Below are 18,285 nucleotides of genomic sequence, written 5' to 3' on the forward strand. Positions count from 1 at the left end.
CACGTAATACTATTCGCTATGGTTCACCAATCTCCTGCCGATGGAGCAAAACTTTTGTCAGCTTTTGCTGAAACCGGTAACGGTCCTCGTCCGTCATCGCCTTGGGTCCTCTCGTCTTGCCGCCGCTGCGGCGTCGCTTGGCAAGTTCATGGCGGCGTTCCATCAAGAAATCGATGTTCCGCTCGTCATACTCTTGCCCGCGCGGTGAAAGCGCAATCGCGCCTTTCGCCAGCACGACGACCGCAAGACCGAAGTCCTGCGTAATCACGATGTCTCCCCTTCCGACATGGTTGGCTATGTAAAGGTCGACAGACTGATCGCTTCTGTCGACCTGAACGACGCGCACCCCGGGCTCGGCTTCCAGCCGATGATCGAACGAAGCGATCATCAGCACCTCCACTGCGAGACTGCGCGCGACCTGCACGATTTCCCGTTTGACCGGACAAGCATCCGCATCCACGACAATATAGGGTTCAGACCTTGTCGCCACTCTAGGTTCACCGCATTTTCTGGTAAAGTACCGTACTATTATATACGGCAAAGAACAAAAAAATCCTGCTTGTCAAGGGTACTTTGCAAAGTTTCTTTGCGAAAAGGTTAGGATGTTTTCACAATGCTTTCCATGATCAAACTGGCCGTTTCTTCTACTGCCCGGTGCGACACGTCGATGACGACGCAGCCAAGCTTTGTCATGATTTCGTTCGCATGCGCGAGCTCCCGTTCAATCCGGGTCGGCGTCGCGTAAGCCGCGCTATCCGGAAGACCGAGCGCTTTCAGGCGTTCCTTGCGGATGACGTTCAAATAATGAACGCCGATCGTTAGACCCACGATCTTCTCCTTCGGAATGCGGAACAGCTCATCCGGCGGCGTAAGCTCCGGCATCAGCGGCACGTTCGCGACCTTGAATTTCTTGTGCGCCAAGTACATCGACAGCGGCGTCTTCGACGTACGCGATACGCCGACCAGCACGATATCGGCTTTGGTTATGCCCGTCGTGTCCCGCATATCGTCATACTTGACGGCGAATTCGACTGCTTCGACCTTCCGGAAATAATCCTCGTCGAGCACGTGGTTAAGGCCAGGCTCTTGACGAGACTTGCGTCCGGTCTTCTGCTCGAGGCTGCCCACAAGCGTGCCGAGCAAATCGATAGCAGGCACGCCTTGCTCCAGCGCCAAGTTGTTCAGGCACTCCCGCAATTGCGGGAGGACGAGCGTATAAAGTATGATGGCGCCTGCTTCCTTCGCCAGCTCGACAATGCGCGCGGCGGCCGCTTCGTCCTGAACGAAGGGTGCCCGGCGAATATCGGCCGAGATCGGATGGAACTGGGCGACGGCCGCCCGTACGACGAGCTCCCCGGTATCGCCGGCGGAATCCGAAACCACGTAGATGATTACTTCAGCTTGCGTACTGGCAGCCATAGCTTATCCTCCTACCAAACCAATTTGGACAAATCGGCGATGCGCGCGGATTGCTCCGCGATCAACGCCAGTGTGGCTAGCCGGTTCGCGCGAACATGCTCCTCTTCAGCCATTACCATTACACGTTCGAAGTAACCGTTAATCGCATCCTTCAAAACCGACAGCTCCCGAATGGCCAAAGCCGAGTCTCCCGCTTCCAGGGCGGCATCGACTTCCGGCTTGACGGTATTGAACGCTTGGTACAGTGCATGCTCGGCCTCATCAGCGAACAGCTCTGGCTTCACTTCTCGCGTCGTCGCCTTCGCGGCCAAATTGCTGGCGCGCGTCAGAGCGTCGACCACGAGCTTGAACTCGGCTTGACGTTCGCCAGCCGCCGCGGCTGTGAGCGCGGATGCGCGATCGATCGTATGGCGCAGATCGCCATACCCTGCAGCCATAACTGCTTCGACGACGTCATACCGGATACCCTGCTCCGAAAGCACATTCTTTACGCGCAGGCCGAAAAATTCATGCAGATCTTTACGAATGTCGCCAGCTTCGCGTTTCATTCCTCGTCCTTGATGTACGTCCAGCGAAAGACTGAACAGCGTATCGAACGGCAGTTTCAAGCCGTGCGCGAGTATAATCTGGACGATGCCCGCCGCTTGGCGGCGCAGCGCGTACGGATCTTGCGAGCCCGTCGGAATAATCCCGATTGAGAAGCAGCCGACAATCGTGTCGATTTTGTCCGCGATGCTCACGATGGCGCCGACGAGCGAGGCCGGGGCGCGATCACCCGCAAAACGCGGCTGGTAGTGTTCGTTGATGGCCTGCGCGACTTCGTCGCGCTCGCCTGCCTTGCGGGCGTAGTCTTCGCCCATGACCCCTTGCAGCTCCGGGAACTCATAAACCATCTGCGTCACGAGATCGAATTTGCAAATCGCCGCCGCGCGGTTCACGTCGTCCAGCACGCGCGACTGCACTCCGAGCGCGTCCGACAGCTTGCTCGCCGTCAATTGAATACGCCGCACCTTGTCCGCTACCGTGCCAAGCTCTTCGTGATAGACGATCGTTGCAAGTTTCGCGAGGGCATCCTTAATGGCGAGCTTCTGGTCTTCTTCGTAGAAGAATTTCGCATCCGACAGACGGGCGCGCAGCACCTTCTCGTTTCCTTTGGCCACTTGCTCGATGGACGTGCGGTCGCCATTGCGAACCGTTACGAAGAACGGCAGCAGCTTGCCCTCGCCATCCAGCACCGGGAAGTAACGCTGATGCTCGCGCATCGATGTGATTAGCACGTCCTGCGGGATGTTCAGGAAAGCCGGATCGAAGGTGCCGAACAGTACATTCGGATATTCGACCAGGAACAGAACTTCCTCCAGCAGGTCTTCCTTCACCGCGATGTTCCAGCCTTTGTCGGCCGCAAGCGTCTCGATCTGGTTGAGAATGAGCCGCTCGCGCTCTTCGACGTCCACGATCACTTGCTGCTCTTTCAGTTTCGCCTCGTATTCCCGCGGCTCGCCCACGACCGTCTCGCCGCCCAGGAAGCGATGTCCGCGCGTCGTCTTGCCAGTGTGTACACCCGTGATTTCGAACGGCACCACTTCTTCGCCGAACAAGGCGATCATCCACTTGATTGGACGGACGAATTTCAGATCATACGCGCCCCAGCGCATGTTCTTCGGGAACGACATCGACGTCACGATCGCGGACAAGCCTTCCGGCAGCACTTCGCTCGTAATCGTGCCGACGCTGCTCTTGTTCGCGTATACATACTCGACACCGCCCAGCTCTTTGAAGTAGAAGTCGGCCGGGTCAACGCCTTGGCTGCGAGCAAAGCCGAGCGCCGCTTTACTCCAGGCACCGCTCTCGTCCTGCGCGATTTTGCGCGAAGGACCTTTCACTTCTTCGCTCACGTCGGCCTGTTTCTCTTCGACGCCTTGAATCAGCACCGCCAGACGCCGCGGCGTCGCGAAGGCTTTCACTTCACCATGCGGAATGCGCGCGTTCTCCAGCCATTTGACCGTCTTCTCTTTCAGTTGGTTCATCGCGCCGCGCACGAAACGCGCCGGCACTTCCTCAAGTCCAATCTCCAGCAGCAAATCTTTAGCCATTTGCGCTCACTCCTTTCTTAAGCAGCGGGAAGCCGAGACGCTCGCGCTCCTCCAAGTATGTCGCCGCGCAAGCGCGTGCCAGATTGCGCACTCGCATGATGTAGCCCGTGCGCTCTGTGACGCTGATCGCGCCGCGCGCATCCAGCAGGTTGAACGTATGGGAGCACTTAAGCACGTAGTCGTAAGCCGGGAAGACCAGTTTCTGATCCATGGTCTTCTTCGCTTCTTCCTCGTACATGTTGAACAACTGGAAGAGCATAGCCGCGTCCGACGTCTCGAACGTATACTTGGAATGCTCGTATTCCGGCTGTTTGAACACGTCGCCGTACGTTACGCCGTCGACCCATTCCAGATCGAACACATTTTCTTTGTCCTGGATGTAGGAAGCCAGACGCTCCATGCCGTATGTAATTTCGACGGCGACTGGGTTCGCGTCAATGCCGCCGACCTGCTGGAAGTAGGTGAACTGCGTAATCTCCATGCCGTCCAGCCATACTTCCCAGCCAAGTCCCCAAGCGCCGAGCGTCGGCGATTCCCAGTTGTCCTCGACGAAACGGATATCATGATGGAGCGGATCGATGCCCAGACGCTTCAGGCTCTCGAGGTACAGCTCTTGAATGTTATCCGGGGACGGCTTCAGGATGACCTGGAACTGATGATGCTGGTACAAGCGGTTCGGGTTCTCCCCGTAGCGGCCGTCGGCCGGGCGGCGCGAAGGCTCGACGTACGCCACGTTCCACGGCTCAGGTCCGATCGTGCGAAGGAATGTCATCGGGTTCATCGTACCGGCACCTTTCTCGGTGTCGTACGGCTGAACGAGAATACAGTTCTGTTCCGCCCAGAACTGCTGGAGCGTCAAAATCATGTTTTGAAAATTCATCTCTCGCGTTACTTCCCTTCTTCTTGGTATTGGTATTTCTTGTCACCAAGCGCTAGCCCCAGGCATGCAAAAAAGCTCCCGTCTCTATGCCCGATGATCAGACATAGGGACGAGAGCATATCTCCCGCGGTTCCACCCTACTTGGTTCTTCTGCGAGCCGCAACTTCGCAGCTTGCCCAGAACCCGCTTTCGTTCCTGCTTGCCGGACTCCGGAGCGCCCTTCGCCGATTGATCTAGACCGGGCTTGCACTATCCCCGGCTCGCTGGCCATGCGACCAAATCGATTACTTTCTCCCTCATTGCCCATATTCATAATGCCTTATCATAGCCATAATCGGCCAAAAAGTCAACTTGGCGTACATTCGCTACTCCAGCGTGTATTTGTCGAGCTGATCGAGGAACGACCGGGATTTTAAGTTTAAGCCGACATGCGTGTCCATTAACTGCCGCATAGCCTGCTTAAGTAATTTCTTCGTCTCAGGCTTCACCTGCACCTGCCCCATGCGTCTCATATCCATTCGACGGTACAGCCGAAGCAGCTTCAGAGCGCCGTCCGTCAGCTGCAGCGCTTGCGGGTCCCGGTATGCGCAGCGGCTGCACAGCACTCCGCCTGCCCGGGCGCTGAGCGCCATTGGGCCAACGACGTTGCCGCAGGATGCGCACGTCTCGAAGTCCGGAGCATAGCCGGTTAACTCCAAGATTTTGGTCTCGTACAACTGGATGATGATTTCCGGGTCCTTGCCTTCCTCTAGCGCCGTAAAGCAACTCTTCAGCTGTTCGAATATGTAGGCGCCCGCTTCCTCTTCCTGCAACGCGCGATCCGTTAACTCCGCCGCGTAAGACGCGTAAGCGGCAAGTTCCAGCCCTTCACGCAAAACATGGTGAGATTCAATAATCTCACCATGCGTCAGCGTGCCCAGGCCGGTATTACGGAAAAAGATAAATTCGCCGTGCGTGAAAAGCTGAGCCAGCGAGCCGTGCCTGCTTTTCGCCTTCTTGGCTCCGCGGATGATGACGCCCGCTTTGCCGTGCGTATTCGTCAGCAGCGTGACGATTTTATTGCCTTCCCCGTAATCGATGCTTCGAATAACCAAGCCTTCGACCCGATACTGCATGAGCCTCTCCCCTTAACCGGCCGCGAGCCGAATGGGCTGAAGAGGGCTTAGCCGTCTTACGGCGCAAGTTCCTCCGCCGCTTCAGCCGCGGCATCCAGCTCCGCTTGGCTTTCCGCCGCGCCGGCAGCCGATAATTGATCCATTTCCTTATAGAGCAAAAAAGCGTCTACGTCTCCGGTCAGTGTAAAATACTTCCACGAAAAATCTCGCACCCGTATTCCCCTCCGTCAATGGAAATGATCGATGATCTAGGGTCTTAGATTGCGATAATTGTTCGCGGACTATGCCAAGCATAAATTGGTTACGCGCACCGGACCGTCGACGCCGCCCCGCATTAGTCGTTGCGGAAACCGAGGTCCTTCAACATCCGATCTTGATTGCGCCAATCTTTCTTCACCTTAACCCACAATTCCAGGAATGTGCGAGAGCCGAGCAGCAGCTCGATATCCTTGCGCGCCTGCTTGCCGACTTCCTTCAGCACTGCGCCCTGCTTACCGATCACGATGCCCTTCTGCGAATCCCGCTCGACGAAGATAACGGCTCCGATATAGACGACGCCATTCTCCTGGACTTTCATGTCCTCGATTGCCACCGCGATTGAATGGGGCACTTCCTCGCGCGTCATGTGCAGGATTTTCTCGCGAATCAGCTCGGCGACGACGAATTGCTCCGGATGGTCCGTCACTTGATCCGCCGGATAATACTGCGGTCCTTCCGGCAAATACTTCGTCAACGTCTGCAGCAGCGTCGAAATATTGTTGCCCTGCAGCGCAGAAATCGGCACGATCTCGGCGAAATCATGGAGATCCTTGTATTCCGTTATCAGCGGAAGCAGCGCCTCCGGCTGGATCTTGTCGATCTTATTCATGACGAGGAAGACCGGCGTCTTCACCTTCTTCAGTTGCTCGATGATGAATCGGTCTCCACCACCCAAGCCTTCGGCCGCATCGATCAGGAATAGCGCCGCGTCGACCTCGCCCAAGGTGCCAACGGCCGACTTGTTCATGAAGTCCCCGAGCTTATGCTGCGGCTTATGAATACCTGGCGTATCCAAGAATACGATCTGATAATTGTCTGCCGTATAGACGCCGTGGATCTTGTTGCGCGTCGTCTGCGGCTTGTCCGACATAATCGCGATTTTCTGCCCGATCATCTCGTTGATGAGCGTGGATTTGCCTACGTTCGGCCGGCCGATAATCGCAACAAAGCCGGAGCGGAACGGTTCTTTTTTGGAGGGTTGATTCATGATTGTGCTTGATTCCTTTCGTTTTCCAACGAGAAAGCCCCTGGCAGCAGTTCCGTGATATTGGTGATCCGCCAGTCGCCTTTCGTATTGGTCATAATAATCGGCATGTCGGGCGCGCATAGCTCCGCGATCACCTGGCGGCATACGCCACACGGCGTAATCGGCTGCTGCGTCTCGCCCGTCACCGCGATCGCGCGGAACGAGCGCGGCCGATGGCCGTCGGCAATGGCGCGGTGGAGCGCCGTGCGCTCCGCGCAATTCGTTGGGCTATAGGCGCCGTTCTCGACGTTGCAGCCGAGATGAATGGCGCCTTGGTCGTCCAGCAGCGCCGCGCCCACTTGAAAATTCGAATACGGCACATAGGCCCGTTTGCGCGCTTCCAGCGCGGCCTCCGCGAGTGCCCGCCACTCGGCCGGGAGGTTATCCTTATGTCCGGCTTGAGGTTGATTCATGTCCATCTCTCCATCCGAGTATGTTTACCATCCGAATTTTTCCGCCAGATGCGGCAAAAATAGGATTGCGCCAATAACAACGGCGGCCGCCGCGATCACGAGGACAGCGGCGGCTGCGGTATCTTTGGCGGCTTTGGCCAGCGGGTGCCGCTGCGGGCTCGCCAAATCCACGACGCATTCGATAGCCGTGTTCAGCAGCTCCGCCGCCAGCACGGCGGCGACCAGCAATGCGAGCACCGCCCACTCTACGCCGGTGAGGCCCAGCCAGAAGGCCGCGGCTACCGCAAGCGCCGAGGCGCACCAATGGATGCGCATATGGCGCTGCGTCCGCGTCGCATAACGTAACCCCTCGACGGCGTAACCGACGTTTTGCCAGAAACGGCGCATTAGCGCGTCAGACCGACCTGGGAAAGCACCGCTTCCTGCTTCCGGGTCATGACCGCTTCGCTCTCGTCGTCCTGATGATCATAGCCGATCAGATGCAGGAAGCCGTGAACGAACAGGAAGCCGAGTTCCCGCTCCAGCGAGTGGCCATACTCTTCAGCCTGCGCAGCGGCGCGTTCGACGGAGATGATGATGTCGCCCAACATACCTTCGAGCGGCACCTCTTCCTCCTCGCTCTCCACCTCGTAGACGATATCCAGCTCCTCGTCCGTTACCTCCTGAATGGCGAACGAGAGGACGTCGGTCGGACGGTCAATGTTCCGGTACTCGCGGTTAAGCGAATGGATCTCCTCATCCGTGACGAATGTCAGCGACACTTCGCCGTCTTCGATTCCTTCCGCTTCAGCCGCGAGCCGCAGGAGCTCCTCCAGCTTGCCGACCAATGCCTCCGGCAGTACGACCTTCTCCTGTTCGTTGCTCCAATCCAGCTGTATGCTCATGCTAGTCGCTCCTTTGATTTGACCTCTTCCGGATATTCGATCCGGGAATGGAATATGCCGATGACCGTTTCTTTAAGCGTCTGCGCGATTTTGTCCAGCTCCTTCAACGTCAAGTCGCAATCGCTCAACTGCCCGTCGTCCAGCCGTCCTTTAATGATTTTGGCGATCATCGTCTCCACCTGATCCACGGAAGGGCTGCGCAAGCTGCGAACCGCCGCTTCGACCGAGTCGGCAATGCCGACGATCGCCGCTTCCTTCGACTGCGCCTTCGGCCCCGAATAGCGGAAATCATCCTCGGTGAAATCGGGCTCGACGCCTTCTTCCTCCGCTTGCTTGACCGCCTTGTGGTAAAAGAACGCAAGAAACGTCGTGCCGTGATGCTGCTCCGCGATATCCCGGATCGGCTTCGGTATATTATGCGCCTTGAGCATCTCGACCCCGTCGCGCGCGTGGGCGATAATGATCGATTTGCTCAGCTTCGGCTCGATGTGGTCATGCGGGTTTTCCATATTGGACTGGTTCTCGATAAAATAACTCGGCCGCTTCGTCTTGCCGATATCGTGGTAGAACGATCCGACGCGGCACAGCAGGCCATTGGCACCGATCGCCTCGGCCGCCGCTTCCGACAGATTGCCGACCATGACACTGTGGTGGTACGTGCCCGGCGTCTCCGTCAGCAGCTTGCGCAGCAGCGGATGATTCGGATTGGATAGTTCGACCAGCTTCAGCGCCGAGAGAATGCCGAACGACACTTCGAAGAATGGCATGAGTCCGATGACGAGAATCGAAGTGAGCAGTCCGCTCGCGAACGCGAAGGCTACCGTCAGCACCAGCTCGCTCTTCTGCGGCAGCTCGCCGAGCATGACGATCGCAAGTACCGAAGCCGAGCCGAACAAGCTTGCCATGATGCCTGCCTTCAGAATCGTCGATCGCTGACCCGCGCGGTGAATGCCGAAGATCGCCGCGAACGAGACGACGGCAATAACGAGACCGAAATTGAAGTCGAATATCGTATCCGTCCGAATGTTGAATATGACGCTGCCGGCAATCGCGAACAAAAACGTGCTGACGACCGCAAGGGGCACGTCCAGCAAGATCGCAATCAGCATCGCTCCCATCGCGGTCGGCGCCAAGTATCCGACATACGGCATCGTATCCGTTTGCGTCAGCTGCACGATCTCCATCGCCAGCAGATTCAGCAGATAAATCAGCCATAGCATGACGAATTGGGTATTGCTGTATTTGCCCCCGCCGGGCGAGACGCCCTTCTCCATGTAACTGTAGATGACGATCACGAACAGCAGGGATAGCAGCAGAAGGCCAAGCTGCGGCCAATAGGACTTCTTGTCCTGCAGCCAGTTGAAGTCCGAGAACATCTCGTAATTCTCCAGCGTGACGATGTCGCCCTTCTTGATGACGATATCCCCTTGCTTAATCATGACCGGCGGTGTCTCTTCCTTCGCCGCAACCTTCGCTTCGTTCGTCGCTTCCTTGTTCAGGAACCGGTTCGGCATGATCGCGAAGCGCGCCAATTCCTGCACGATCTCCCGCGATTTGCGGTCCGTCAGCGTGCTGGCGTTCACGAGCTCGGCCACTTTCGAACGGGCGGTCTCCGCATCGCGAAAACCTTCGCCCATCAGTTTCTTCACGATGACGACCGCGACGTCCCGCATCTCCGTCAGCTGCTCGACGCTTAAGGACGGAAGCTTATAATACGTCTCCTCCGGCAATCGATACGCCTGATCCTTGACACCCTGCGCCATATCCTCCAGCAGCGTGTCGTTGTAGGCATCGTTGCCGCGGTTGAGCTGTACGAAACGATCGACGTAATCCAGGTAAAATTGCGGAATCTCGCTGCGGTATATGTTCACCTTGTTCTGCTCGGTGACCTGGTCGTCCTGGTTCAGCTGCTCGACCCGCTTGAAGATCTGCTCCAGCAGGGCGTCGCCCTTCAGGCTGACGACCGTATAGATCGGCTCGACCTGTTCGGCGGCAAGCTCTTGTGCGGCGAGGGTCCGCTTCTTGTCTTCCTTCGCGCTCGGGGCGATCACGTCCCGGTCGCTGCGCTTGCCCGGTTCGATGTCGTACGTCGTCGGCAGAACGTGCGGTGCAAGGCTAAAGTAGAATAATACGACAAACAGAAGCAGCAGCACCCAACGGACCGCCGGGCTGTGCTTCCAGCTGCTTAACATGGTGATCTCCTCCTGCGATGAACATCCCCCAGTTAGGGAAATGAAGCCGATCTGGCCGGCCCCCGTCCCTTTATATGTTCGGTAATGCATCTCTGCTTGAGGGGATCGAATGTGACACGGCACGCCCAGCGCTGCCGAATGAAGGTTATCCCGCGCCTGCTGGCGCGGGATAATCTCGCCTATTTCTCTTCCGCGTCCGATTGGTACGCCATAATAATCTTCTGGACGAGCGAATGCCGGACGACATCCTGATCGGTGAAATAAATAAATCCGATTTCTTCTATGTTCTTCAGTATGCGTGACGCCTCGATCAATCCCGAGTTTTTGCCGCGCGGCAAGTCGATCTGCGTCACGTCGCCCGTGACGACCATCTTCGAGCCGAAGCCGAGTCGGGTCAGAAACATCTTCATCTGCTCCGGCGTCGTATTCTGCGCTTCATCGAGAATGATGAAGGAATCGTCGAGCGTTCTGCCGCGCATGTACGCGAGCGGCGCCACTTCGATCAACCCGCGTTCGAACGCTTTGGCCGTCTGGTCTGGCCCGAGCACGTCGTGAAGCGCGTCATAGAGCGGTCTTAGGTAAGGATCCACCTTCTCCTGCAGATCGCCTGGCAAGAAGCCGAGGTTCTCGCCTGCTTCGACGGCGGGGCGCGTCAGCATGATCTTCTTGACCGAACCTTCCTTCAGCGCCGCGACCGCGAGCACGACCGCCAAATACGTCTTACCTGTACCCGCAGGACCAACGCCGAAGACGACGTCCTTGCGTTTAATGGTTTTGACATAATGGCGCTGGCCAATCGTCTTCACGCGGATCGGCTTACCCCGGAACGTCGTCGTGATTTCTGCTTTGAACAAATCCAGCAATTGATCCGCCTGCAGCGTCCGCGCCAGCTCGTACGCATACGCGATGTCGCGCTCCGACGGCGTGTAGCCGCCCCGGAATAGCTGCTGCAGAACCGTGTAAAGCTGCTCGAGCGACTCCACCTCGGGTGCGGAACCGGAGAGGATGATCTCCGCATCGCGCGACATGATGTCCGCGCTCGTCTGGTCCTGAATAGACCGTAAATACTTGTCCTGCGGGCCAAAAAGCGCAAGCCCTTCCGCTGCGTTCGCGAGCGGGATCTTCACTACCTTCGTCTCATTCAGCAAAAAGGCTCATTCTCCTTGCATCTGTACTAACGGTTGTTCCGCCGCTATTGACTGTTCGACTTCAAAAAGCACTTTCATATAAACTTTACCATTCTCCGTCTTTTCATGCAAAATGTTTTCCGCGCGCACGACCGCGTCCGCGCCCGCTTTCGACAGGATATCGGCGCGTGCCTGACTCAAGCCGATCGACTTCGCCTCGGCCGCGGTAACCGGAATTTTGTCGAGCCGAACCTCGCGGATCGTCTCCTTGATCCGGCCGAGAGGCAGATTCCAGGTGCGCCAGGACGCTTGCTCCTCGTGGCGGATCGTCTCAAAGTATTGATACGGGATTTTGCCATAGCCGCTAACCTTGAGCGCGCGTCCGAACGCGACCCCGTACCAGCGTGTCAGCGTCTCCCCCGTGTAAACCTGCACTTTGCGCGTCAGCGGCGAAGCGATGTCGTATTCGTGCCATACGAGTCCCTTCACTTTGCCATGAGCCGGGACGAGTATGTGATGGTTCTCGTCGCCGAGAATGCCTGAGATGAGGATATCGCCCCGCTTCACCTTCTGGTTCCGGTTGACGACCGGCCTTCCCGTCTCGGCTTGGATGTCGGTGATGACGGCGTCGGCAGCCGCGATGATATGCCGCGGATCGACGGGCGGCGATGGCGCCGGCTTCGTCGTCTCCACGATCTGGATCGTAATCTTGGTGCCGCGCTTCTCGACCCCGACCCACGCCGCTCCTGGCAAATTACGCGTCAAATCCCGCTGCAATTCGCTCGTGTCCGGCAGCCGGAACGACCATTGGAACGGGTACAAGCCCTGCTGCTTGGCCACTTTTAGAATATGCTCTTCCGATATTTTCTCGTTGCCCTTCACGTCGATCGTCCAAATGAGTGACGAGAGCAAATACATGCCCACAAAGAACAGGACGAGCCCTGCGCCAAAAAAAAGCCTCTTCTCCACGCGTCGCAGCCAGAACGGCATCCCTTTGCGCCCGGCAACGTGAATGCGACATCCCGTTTCCTTCAGCAGCGGACGCAGCTTGAAGAAATCCCCGACCGTCACCTGGCAGACGAGCTCCCCCCCGCTTGTCCGACTAATGGACCACATTTGCAGTCCGCTTGCCAAAGCGCGGTTAACCAGCTGCTCCAGCCCTTCGCCGCGGACGCGAATCGTCACGCTTCCGCGCACCCACTGCAACCATGAGGCATTCATCTTTACTCCTCCTCGTTAATCGCTCGTATTCGATATGGCCCAGCCAATTATTCTCGGACAGATATATGTTTGATTTGGCCTTCGACGAACACCTCTTCCGTCCAAATGGTCCGGATGACGAGGCCGTCGCCGATTACCTCCAGTTCGCCTTTGCTCAACGCAAGCCGTAATTTATCGCTGGAGAAGTGAAGGACGCCGCGGTGGTTCTCGATATAGAGCTGGCGATCGCCGATCATGGTTACGCGTGGCAAATCAAATACGACATCCTGCGGCAGATCGAGCAGATCGGCTGCCATTTTGCGGAGTTTGCGGTTGATGCGGCCCATAGTTGGCTCTACGCCCCCTTCCCGTACTGTACCAACCTATGCGCACGAGTATCGTTTCATGACGTTTTTCCCCCGCCTGGTCGGCCATTTAAGTCCACGGACTTCATCAATGAAAACAAAAAAAGACCAGCCTTCAAACGCCAGGCTGGCCATTGCTTATGAGAAGCCCTCTAGGACGCCCTACACGGCCCAGGAGCCGTTCTCGGGTTAATCGAGGGGCAAAGCACTACACATAATCGCAATGCACTACGGCCGCCGCAGCGGCCGCTTGGAGCGCGGCGGTCCAAGCACCTCTGCCAGAACCACCGCTCGCTTCAGTTCATCCGAACTCGGTATCGGAAACGAGCCGTCCTGACGCCTTGTAAATTGCGCCTTGGTACCCGAGGGAAGATTGCCCCCGACCGCAGGTTTCGGCATCGTTGTCTTGCGCGGGATTCGAGGCGTCGGCACCGGTTTTCGGACTTCCGGGATGGACGCTTCCGGTGCGTCGCTAGGCGCGCCGTACGTTCGGGCGGCGCTGTCCTCTTCCCAATCGGACATGCGCGGCGGCTCTTCCTCGCGGCTTCTGCCGCTTCCGGCCTGCTCCGGCCGCATAGAAGAAGGGTCGCCGCCGAAGCTAGGCATACGCCCGCCTCTCCCTTGTTTCCGGGCTTTGGAGAGCAGTGATAACAGAAACCCGACGACGACGATTACGATATAAATATTCTCCAGCAGCAGTTCGATCAACGTTCTCATGGACGGCCATCACCTCCGTTCGCCGCCGGGCTGCTAACGCTCATCTTCGTCCGTTGGGGCGACGTCGGTTTTGCCGATCGAATTGCGCATTTGGGTGTCGGCTTCCAAGTTCTTGAGGTTCATATAATCGAGCACGCCGATCTTCCCGGTGCGAAGCGCGTCCGCCATGGCGAGCGGCACCGCCGATTCCGACTCGACGACCCGCGCGCGCATCTCGACGACGCGGGCTTTCATTTCTTGCTCTTGGGCGACCGCCATGGCGCGGCGCTCCTCGGCCTTCGCCTGGGCGATCCGTTTGTCCGCCTCGGCCTGTTCGGTTTGCAGATGCGCCCCGATGTTCTTGCCAACGTCCACGTCCGCGATATCGATCGACAGAATTTCGAACGCCGTACCGGCGTCAAGGCCTTTGCCCAGCACCGTGCGGGAAATCAGATCCGGGTTCTCCAACACGTCCTTATGCGAATTGGACGAACCGACCGTCGTGACGATCCCTTCGCCGACGCGGGCGATAATCGTCTCTTCGCCGGCGCCGCCGACGAGACGTTCGATATTCGCGCGGACCGTAACGCGCGCTTTGACCTTCACTTCGATGCCGTCTTTCGCGACCGCAGCGACGATCGGCGTCTCGATCACCCGCGGGTTAACGCTCATCTGTACGGCCTGCAGCACATCTCGTCCGGCTAGATCGATCGCCGCCGCACGCTCGAACACGAGCTCGATGTTGGCGCGCTGTGCCGCGATCAGCGCATTGACGACGCGGTCGACGTTGCCGCCCGCGAGGAAGTGGCTTTCCAGCTGATTGATGGTAAGCCCCAGCCCTGCCTTGGTCGCCTTGATCAGCGGATTGACGATCCGGGACGGAATGACCCGGCGAAGACGCATCGCCACGAGCGTAATAATCGAGATGCGTACGCCGGATGCCAGCGCCGAGATCCAAAGCATAATCGGGAAGAAACTAAGAAACACAGAGATCACGATGATCGCCAGTACGGCGATAATGATAATGGACACTGTTGGATCCAAATTCAACACAAACTCCTCCTTATGTTTACACTTGCCTGCAGGGCGCTGCAGCTACACGGCCGTACTTTGCTGCTGCACGACGATGCGCGTACCTTCGACTTTCACGACGACGATTCCCGTCCCCGCATCGATGAAGTCCCCTGACGTCACAACGTCGTAACGCTTGCCGTCGATAACGGCTGTACCCGACGGCCTCAGCGTTGTATAGGCTTCGCCAGTACGGCCGACCAGGTCGGTCCGGTTCGCGTTCGACACATAGCCCTCTTCCGTCGTCAATCTGTCGCGCAAAATCAGTTTGTTCCAGATTCCGCGATGCTTGAAGCGTCTGGCGATGAAGTAAACGATCACCACCGAGACCAGCAGCGCGACGGCCAGCGAAATGATCGCCGTCTCGATATCTGGCGAAGCCATGACGATACCCGCCACGATCGCGCCCGAGCCGAGCAGGCCGAGAATGCCGAAGCTAGGCACGAATACCTCGATTACGAGCAGTACGATTCCGATGATGAATAACATCACATCCTCCATTCCGGCAAAACCCGCGACGTAATGCCCGAAGAAATACAGCCCGAACGCCGCCGTTCCGAGCAAGCCCGGAAATCCGAAGCCGGGAATGAAAAATTCGATGGCGATGCCTGCAATGCCGATAATGAACAATAGCGTCATGACGATCGGCTGTATCAGGAATCGAGCCAGCTTCTCCGCGAACGTCGGCGAGACGTTCACGACCTCACGTCCTTCCAATCCGCTCTGTCGCAGAACGTCGTCCAGCGTGTCCGCCGTATATTCCGCATATCCAACTTTCACGGCTTCAGACGCCGTAAGCGTCAACACGTCGCCTTGCCGCTTGACTTTGCCGATCGCGTCAAGCGCAAGTTCAGCGTTCGGATCAACCATTGCCGCCGCAATCTCCGGCATTCGGCCGTTCAGCGCCGCGGCTTCGCGCATCTCCTCTCTCCACATGGAGACGACTTTAGGATTGTCGATCAATTTGCCTGACCCGTCGACCACGGCCGCCGCGCCGATCGTGCTTCCTGGCTGCATGACCAGCTCTTTGGCGTTCAGCGCGATATAGGTGCCGGCCGAGACGGCCTTTCCCTGCACGTATGCGATTGTCGGCACTTTGCTCGAACGCACGAGATGGCCGATCGCCTCCGCGCTGTCCACACGACCTCCGAACGTATTTAGCACCAGAATTACCCGCGCCGCTTGGGCGTCCTCCGCTTCTGCATAGGCTCGCTCCAAATACGACTGCAGCCCACTCTCTACCGACTGCTCGGCATGCACGACGAATACGGCGGAGCCTTCAGCATCTTGGCCATTGGCCGATGCCGTCATTATTAGGGCTGCAAGCAGCATCGCCGAAGCGATTAAGAAGACGCACGCCTGCCGGCAAGCACGCAGCGCCCGGTTTGCTGTCATAGCTCCCTCCCCCTCGCGATTGATGTGACCACTAATACGATAAGATGCCCGTAAGCGTTTCATTCCGAACAAGCCTCATACGAAAAAACACCCTCCCGCGAGGGAGAGTGTTTGGCGGTCAGCCTATGTTATTGCAGAAATTGCTGCACGAGCGAGTTTACTAGTTTACCGTCTGCAAGCCCTTTGACTTTCGGCATCAGGGCGGTCATGACTTTTCCCATTTCCGCTTTCGAAGAAGCACCGGTTTCCTGGATGGTCTGTTGAACGATCACTTTGATCTCTTCTTCGGTAAGCTGCTTGGGCAGGTATACACTAATAATTTCAATTTCTGCTGCGATGTCTTTCGCAAGATCGTCGCGGCCCGCTTTCTCAAATTCTTGGAGGGAATCTTTACGTTGTTTGACTTCACGACTTAGAATGTCAAGCACTTCGCTGTCTTCAAGAGGACGCTTCAGTTCGATTTCCTGATTCTTGATCGATGCGCGAAGCATCCGGATCGTCGTCAGTTTGAACTTCTCTTGAGCTCGCATGGCTTGTTTCATATCGTCGTTCAATCGTTCGCTAAGGTTCATTGTGGAAGGATCCTCCTAAAACTTTCTCTTGCGCGCAGCCTCGGACTTTTTCTTGCGCTTCACACTAGGCTTCTCATAATGCTTGCGTTTCTTCACCTCTGCCAATACGCCATCTTTAGCGATGGAACGTTTGAAGCGGCGCAGTGCAGCATCAATTGTCTCGTTTTTGCGAACTTTTGTTTCAGACACCAGTTTTCCCTCCCTCCGAAACAGACCGTCCAAGAAGAACATACACGGTTTATCAAACTACATTATAGGCTAAAACGAAAGCCGATGTCAACTTGGACTGTTCCAAGGTTCCGCAGGAGATGCTAAGAACCAAGAAGCGGACCCAAATTCCGACCGCCAACCAGGTGGAAATGCAGGTGATAAACGAGTTGTCCGCTGTCGGGATTGCAGTTGTTGATCAGCCTGTAACCGGACTCATCAACGCCTAATTCCTTGGCGATCTGCCGGGCTACTGCGAAAATTTCCGCCATTAACGCGTCATCCTCGCCCGACACGTCGTTCATCGTCGGAATGTGCTTCTTCGGAATGATCAGGACGTGGACCGGCGCCGCGGGTTGTATATCGTGAAACGCGAGGATGCGTTCGTTCTCGAATACTTTTTTGGAAGGAATGCTGCCTTCGACGATTTTGCAGAAAATACAATCCATCTCACTTGCCCCCTTGTTCGCTGGTTGCAGCGTTCTTGACCTATCTTTCTATGATAGCGAAAAAAAGGCGGCTCGTCCAATCAACGCCAAAAAAAACCGGCGACTAAGCGGTCCCCGGTCCCTTGCTCCGCCGAATTCGGCTTAATAATAAAACGGAAGCAGCGACAAGCCCAGCAGTGCCGCCAGCGGGAATACTTGGCGATAGAAACGGCGGCGAGGAAAGAATGGATACGGATAAAGCGGTGGAAAGCCGAAGCCCGGCAGAAACGCGCGCGGATCCATACCGCCGCCGTGGATGACCGCGATACACACTACTTCGTCGTCGATATGCTCGACGAAGCCATCGACGCAGAAACCGTCTTTCGTGTGGACGAGCACATAGCGGTGCATATGGCTTTTGCAAAAATGTTTCATTTCGTGCATTTCCATCGGCTTAGTAGGCGCGACCGGCGCCGGCGCCTGAACTGCCGGCGGCATGACTGGCGGCATGACTGGCGGCATGATCGGCGCTGTTGGAACCTTTGCAATCGGCGCTGTTGGAGCTTTGGTGATAGGCGCAGTAGGAGCTTTGGCAATCGGCATCGTCGGCATCTTGGTCATCGGCGCGGCAGGCGCTGCGGCTTCAGGCGAATTAACGGTGTTCTCCATTCTTGAACGAACCTCCCAGGGGATATCTTGGTGTGCTCGTGTTGCTCACTGCTGTATGATATTCGCCCGTGGGCAATCGGCTACTGGGTGCGCGCAAAATGGGCGGGCTGCTCAGCGAGGTAAGACGCATGCAGGAGCTGATGCGACAGCAAGTTTCCCGCCAAGCATAATGCAAATTATGTCAGGCGGGCTCGACCCTATTATTAAACTTCGTTCATCTCTATCGAAACGAAATGAGAAAATTCTCACGAAAATCTCATAAACGGCTCAGAAT

At 57.0% G+C, this 18,285-nt stretch carries 21 protein-coding genes; all 21 read right to left on the minus strand.

Annotation, left to right across the window (positions count from 1 at the left end; translation table 11 throughout):
• Nucleotides 1-16: 16 nt before the first annotated feature.
• Entirely contained in the window at nucleotides 17-490 is a 474-nt protein-coding gene (locus tag ACFFSY_RS05965; protein WP_377491332.1) for a YaiI/YqxD family protein, read from the minus strand.
• A gap of 107 nt (nucleotides 491-597) precedes the next feature.
• Nucleotides 598-1,419, minus strand: a complete 822-nt coding sequence (locus ACFFSY_RS05970; protein WP_377491335.1) for a pyruvate, water dikinase regulatory protein — start codon at nucleotides 1,417-1,419, stop codon at nucleotides 598-600.
• Nucleotides 1,420-1,430: 11 nt separating this feature from the next.
• A complete protein-coding gene (gene glyS / locus ACFFSY_RS05975; protein ID WP_377491338.1) occupies nucleotides 1,431-3,512 on the minus strand; it encodes a glycine--tRNA ligase subunit beta in 2,082 nt (693 codons plus the stop codon).
• Entirely contained in the window at nucleotides 3,505-4,392 is an 888-nt protein-coding gene (gene glyQ, locus ACFFSY_RS05980) for a glycine--tRNA ligase subunit alpha (protein ID WP_377491341.1), read from the minus strand. Before glyQ ends, glyS begins: the two co-directional genes overlap by 8 nt.
• Nucleotides 4,393-4,757: 365 nt before the next feature.
• Nucleotides 4,758-5,507, minus strand: a complete 750-nt coding sequence (gene recO / locus ACFFSY_RS05985; protein WP_377491344.1) for a DNA repair protein RecO — start codon at nucleotides 5,505-5,507, stop codon at nucleotides 4,758-4,760.
• A gap of 56 nt (nucleotides 5,508-5,563) precedes the next feature.
• A complete protein-coding gene (locus ACFFSY_RS05990; protein WP_377491347.1) occupies nucleotides 5,564-5,719 on the minus strand; it encodes a YqzL family protein in 156 nt (51 codons plus the stop codon).
• Between the two features lie 122 nt (nucleotides 5,720-5,841).
• Nucleotides 5,842-6,753, minus strand: a complete 912-nt coding sequence (era, locus tag ACFFSY_RS05995; RefSeq protein WP_377491350.1) for a GTPase Era — start codon at nucleotides 6,751-6,753, stop codon at nucleotides 5,842-5,844.
• On the minus strand, nucleotides 6,750-7,205 hold the full coding sequence (gene cdd, locus ACFFSY_RS06000) for a cytidine deaminase (protein WP_377491353.1): 456 nt from the start codon (nucleotides 7,203-7,205) through the stop codon (nucleotides 6,750-6,752). Before cdd ends, era begins: the two co-directional genes overlap by 4 nt.
• A gap of 24 nt (nucleotides 7,206-7,229) precedes the next feature.
• Nucleotides 7,230-7,592, minus strand: coding sequence for a diacylglycerol kinase (locus tag ACFFSY_RS06005; protein ID WP_377491356.1), 363 nt, complete (start codon nucleotides 7,590-7,592; stop codon nucleotides 7,230-7,232).
• A complete protein-coding gene (gene ybeY / locus ACFFSY_RS06010) occupies nucleotides 7,592-8,089 on the minus strand; it encodes an rRNA maturation RNase YbeY (RefSeq protein ID WP_377491359.1) in 498 nt (165 codons plus the stop codon). Before ybeY ends, ACFFSY_RS06005 begins: the two co-directional genes overlap by 1 nt.
• Nucleotides 8,086-10,281 carry an HD family phosphohydrolase gene (locus ACFFSY_RS06015; protein WP_377491362.1) on the minus strand — a complete coding sequence of 732 codons (2,196 nt, stop codon included), beginning with the start codon at nucleotides 10,279-10,281 and terminating at the stop codon, nucleotides 8,086-8,088. The genes ybeY and ACFFSY_RS06015 overlap by 4 nt, the downstream gene beginning before the upstream one ends.
• Nucleotides 10,282-10,460: 179 nt before the next feature.
• Nucleotides 10,461-11,429, minus strand: coding sequence for a PhoH family protein (locus tag ACFFSY_RS06020; protein WP_377491365.1), 969 nt, complete (start codon nucleotides 11,427-11,429; stop codon nucleotides 10,461-10,463).
• A 6-nt stretch (nucleotides 11,430-11,435) separates the two neighbouring features.
• Nucleotides 11,436-12,629, minus strand: a complete 1,194-nt coding sequence (gene yqfD, locus ACFFSY_RS06025; RefSeq protein WP_377491368.1) for a sporulation protein YqfD — start codon at nucleotides 12,627-12,629, stop codon at nucleotides 11,436-11,438.
• 47 nt (nucleotides 12,630-12,676) lie between these two features.
• On the minus strand, nucleotides 12,677-12,955 hold the full coding sequence (gene yqfC / locus ACFFSY_RS06030; protein ID WP_148928759.1) for a sporulation protein YqfC: 279 nt from the start codon (nucleotides 12,953-12,955) through the stop codon (nucleotides 12,677-12,679).
• 246 nt (nucleotides 12,956-13,201) lie between these two features.
• A complete protein-coding gene (locus tag ACFFSY_RS06035; protein WP_377491371.1) occupies nucleotides 13,202-13,690 on the minus strand; it encodes a YqfB family membrane protein in 489 nt (162 codons plus the stop codon).
• Nucleotides 13,691-13,723: 33 nt separating this feature from the next.
• Complete coding sequence (gene floA, locus ACFFSY_RS06040) at nucleotides 13,724-14,713, minus strand: flotillin-like protein FloA (RefSeq protein ID WP_377491597.1); 990 nt, start codon at nucleotides 14,711-14,713, stop codon at nucleotides 13,724-13,726.
• A 51-nt stretch (nucleotides 14,714-14,764) separates the two neighbouring features.
• A complete protein-coding gene (locus ACFFSY_RS06045) occupies nucleotides 14,765-16,135 on the minus strand; it encodes an NfeD family protein (protein WP_377491374.1) in 1,371 nt (456 codons plus the stop codon).
• Between the two features lie 128 nt (nucleotides 16,136-16,263).
• Nucleotides 16,264-16,707 (minus strand): GatB/YqeY domain-containing protein, encoded by a 444-nt coding sequence (locus tag ACFFSY_RS06050; protein ID WP_377491377.1) that lies wholly within the window; start codon nucleotides 16,705-16,707, stop codon nucleotides 16,264-16,266.
• A 15-nt stretch (nucleotides 16,708-16,722) separates the two neighbouring features.
• Complete coding sequence (gene rpsU / locus ACFFSY_RS06055) at nucleotides 16,723-16,896, minus strand: 30S ribosomal protein S21 (RefSeq protein WP_005547957.1); 174 nt, start codon at nucleotides 16,894-16,896, stop codon at nucleotides 16,723-16,725.
• Between the two features lie 122 nt (nucleotides 16,897-17,018).
• The gene (locus tag ACFFSY_RS06060; RefSeq protein WP_377491402.1) at nucleotides 17,019-17,363 is read right to left on the minus strand and encodes a histidine triad nucleotide-binding protein; all 345 of its coding nucleotides are present in this window, start codon (nucleotides 17,361-17,363) and stop codon (nucleotides 17,019-17,021) included.
• Between the two features lie 141 nt (nucleotides 17,364-17,504).
• Nucleotides 17,505-18,011 carry a hypothetical protein gene (locus ACFFSY_RS06065; protein ID WP_377491405.1) on the minus strand — a complete coding sequence of 169 codons (507 nt, stop codon included), beginning with the start codon at nucleotides 18,009-18,011 and terminating at the stop codon, nucleotides 17,505-17,507.
• Nucleotides 18,012-18,285: the final 274 nt, after the last annotated feature.

It is taken from the genome of Paenibacillus aurantiacus (assembly GCF_042431225.1).
Lineage (GTDB): Bacteria > Bacillota > Bacilli > Paenibacillales > Paenibacillaceae > Paenibacillus_Z > Paenibacillus_Z aurantiacus.

Excerpts from the sequence above, each read along its gene's own strand:
- cdd (WP_377491353.1), bottom strand. The coding sequence starts at position 7,205 with ATGAATCAACCTCAAGCCGGACATAAGGATAACCTCCCGGCCGAGTGG.
- ybeY (WP_377491359.1), bottom strand. The coding sequence starts at position 8,089 with ATGAGCATACAGCTGGATTGGAGCAACGAACAGGAGAAGGTCGTACTG.
- ACFFSY_RS05970 (WP_377491335.1), bottom strand. The coding sequence starts at position 1,419 with ATGGCTGCCAGTACGCAAGCTGAAGTAATCATCTACGTGGTTTCGGAT.
- ACFFSY_RS06005 (WP_377491356.1), bottom strand. The coding sequence starts at position 7,592 with ATGCGCCGTTTCTGGCAAAACGTCGGTTACGCCGTCGAGGGGTTACGT.
- glyQ (WP_377491341.1), bottom strand. The coding sequence starts at position 4,392 with ATGAATTTTCAAAACATGATTTTGACGCTCCAGCAGTTCTGGGCGGAA.
- ACFFSY_RS06065 (WP_377491405.1), bottom strand. The coding sequence starts at position 18,011 with ATGGAGAACACCGTTAATTCGCCTGAAGCCGCAGCGCCTGCCGCGCCG.
- ACFFSY_RS06060 (WP_377491402.1), bottom strand. The coding sequence starts at position 17,363 with ATGGATTGTATTTTCTGCAAAATCGTCGAAGGCAGCATTCCTTCCAAA.
- yqfC (WP_148928759.1), bottom strand. The coding sequence starts at position 12,955 with ATGGGCCGCATCAACCGCAAACTCCGCAAAATGGCAGCCGATCTGCTC.
- glyS (WP_377491338.1), bottom strand. The coding sequence starts at position 3,512 with ATGGCTAAAGATTTGCTGCTGGAGATTGGACTTGAGGAAGTGCCGGCG.
- era (WP_377491350.1), bottom strand. The coding sequence starts at position 6,753 with ATGAATCAACCCTCCAAAAAAGAACCGTTCCGCTCCGGCTTTGTTGCG.
- recO (WP_377491344.1), bottom strand. The coding sequence starts at position 5,507 with ATGCAGTATCGGGTCGAAGGCTTGGTTATTCGAAGCATCGATTACGGG.
- ACFFSY_RS06015 (WP_377491362.1), bottom strand. The coding sequence starts at position 10,281 with ATGTTAAGCAGCTGGAAGCACAGCCCGGCGGTCCGTTGGGTGCTGCTG.
- ACFFSY_RS06045 (WP_377491374.1), bottom strand. The coding sequence starts at position 16,135 with ATGACAGCAAACCGGGCGCTGCGTGCTTGCCGGCAGGCGTGCGTCTTC.
- ACFFSY_RS06035 (WP_377491371.1), bottom strand. The coding sequence starts at position 13,690 with ATGAGAACGTTGATCGAACTGCTGCTGGAGAATATTTATATCGTAATC.
- ACFFSY_RS06050 (WP_377491377.1), bottom strand. The coding sequence starts at position 16,707 with ATGAACCTTAGCGAACGATTGAACGACGATATGAAACAAGCCATGCGA.
- yqfD (WP_377491368.1), bottom strand. The coding sequence starts at position 12,629 with ATGAATGCCTCATGGTTGCAGTGGGTGCGCGGAAGCGTGACGATTCGC.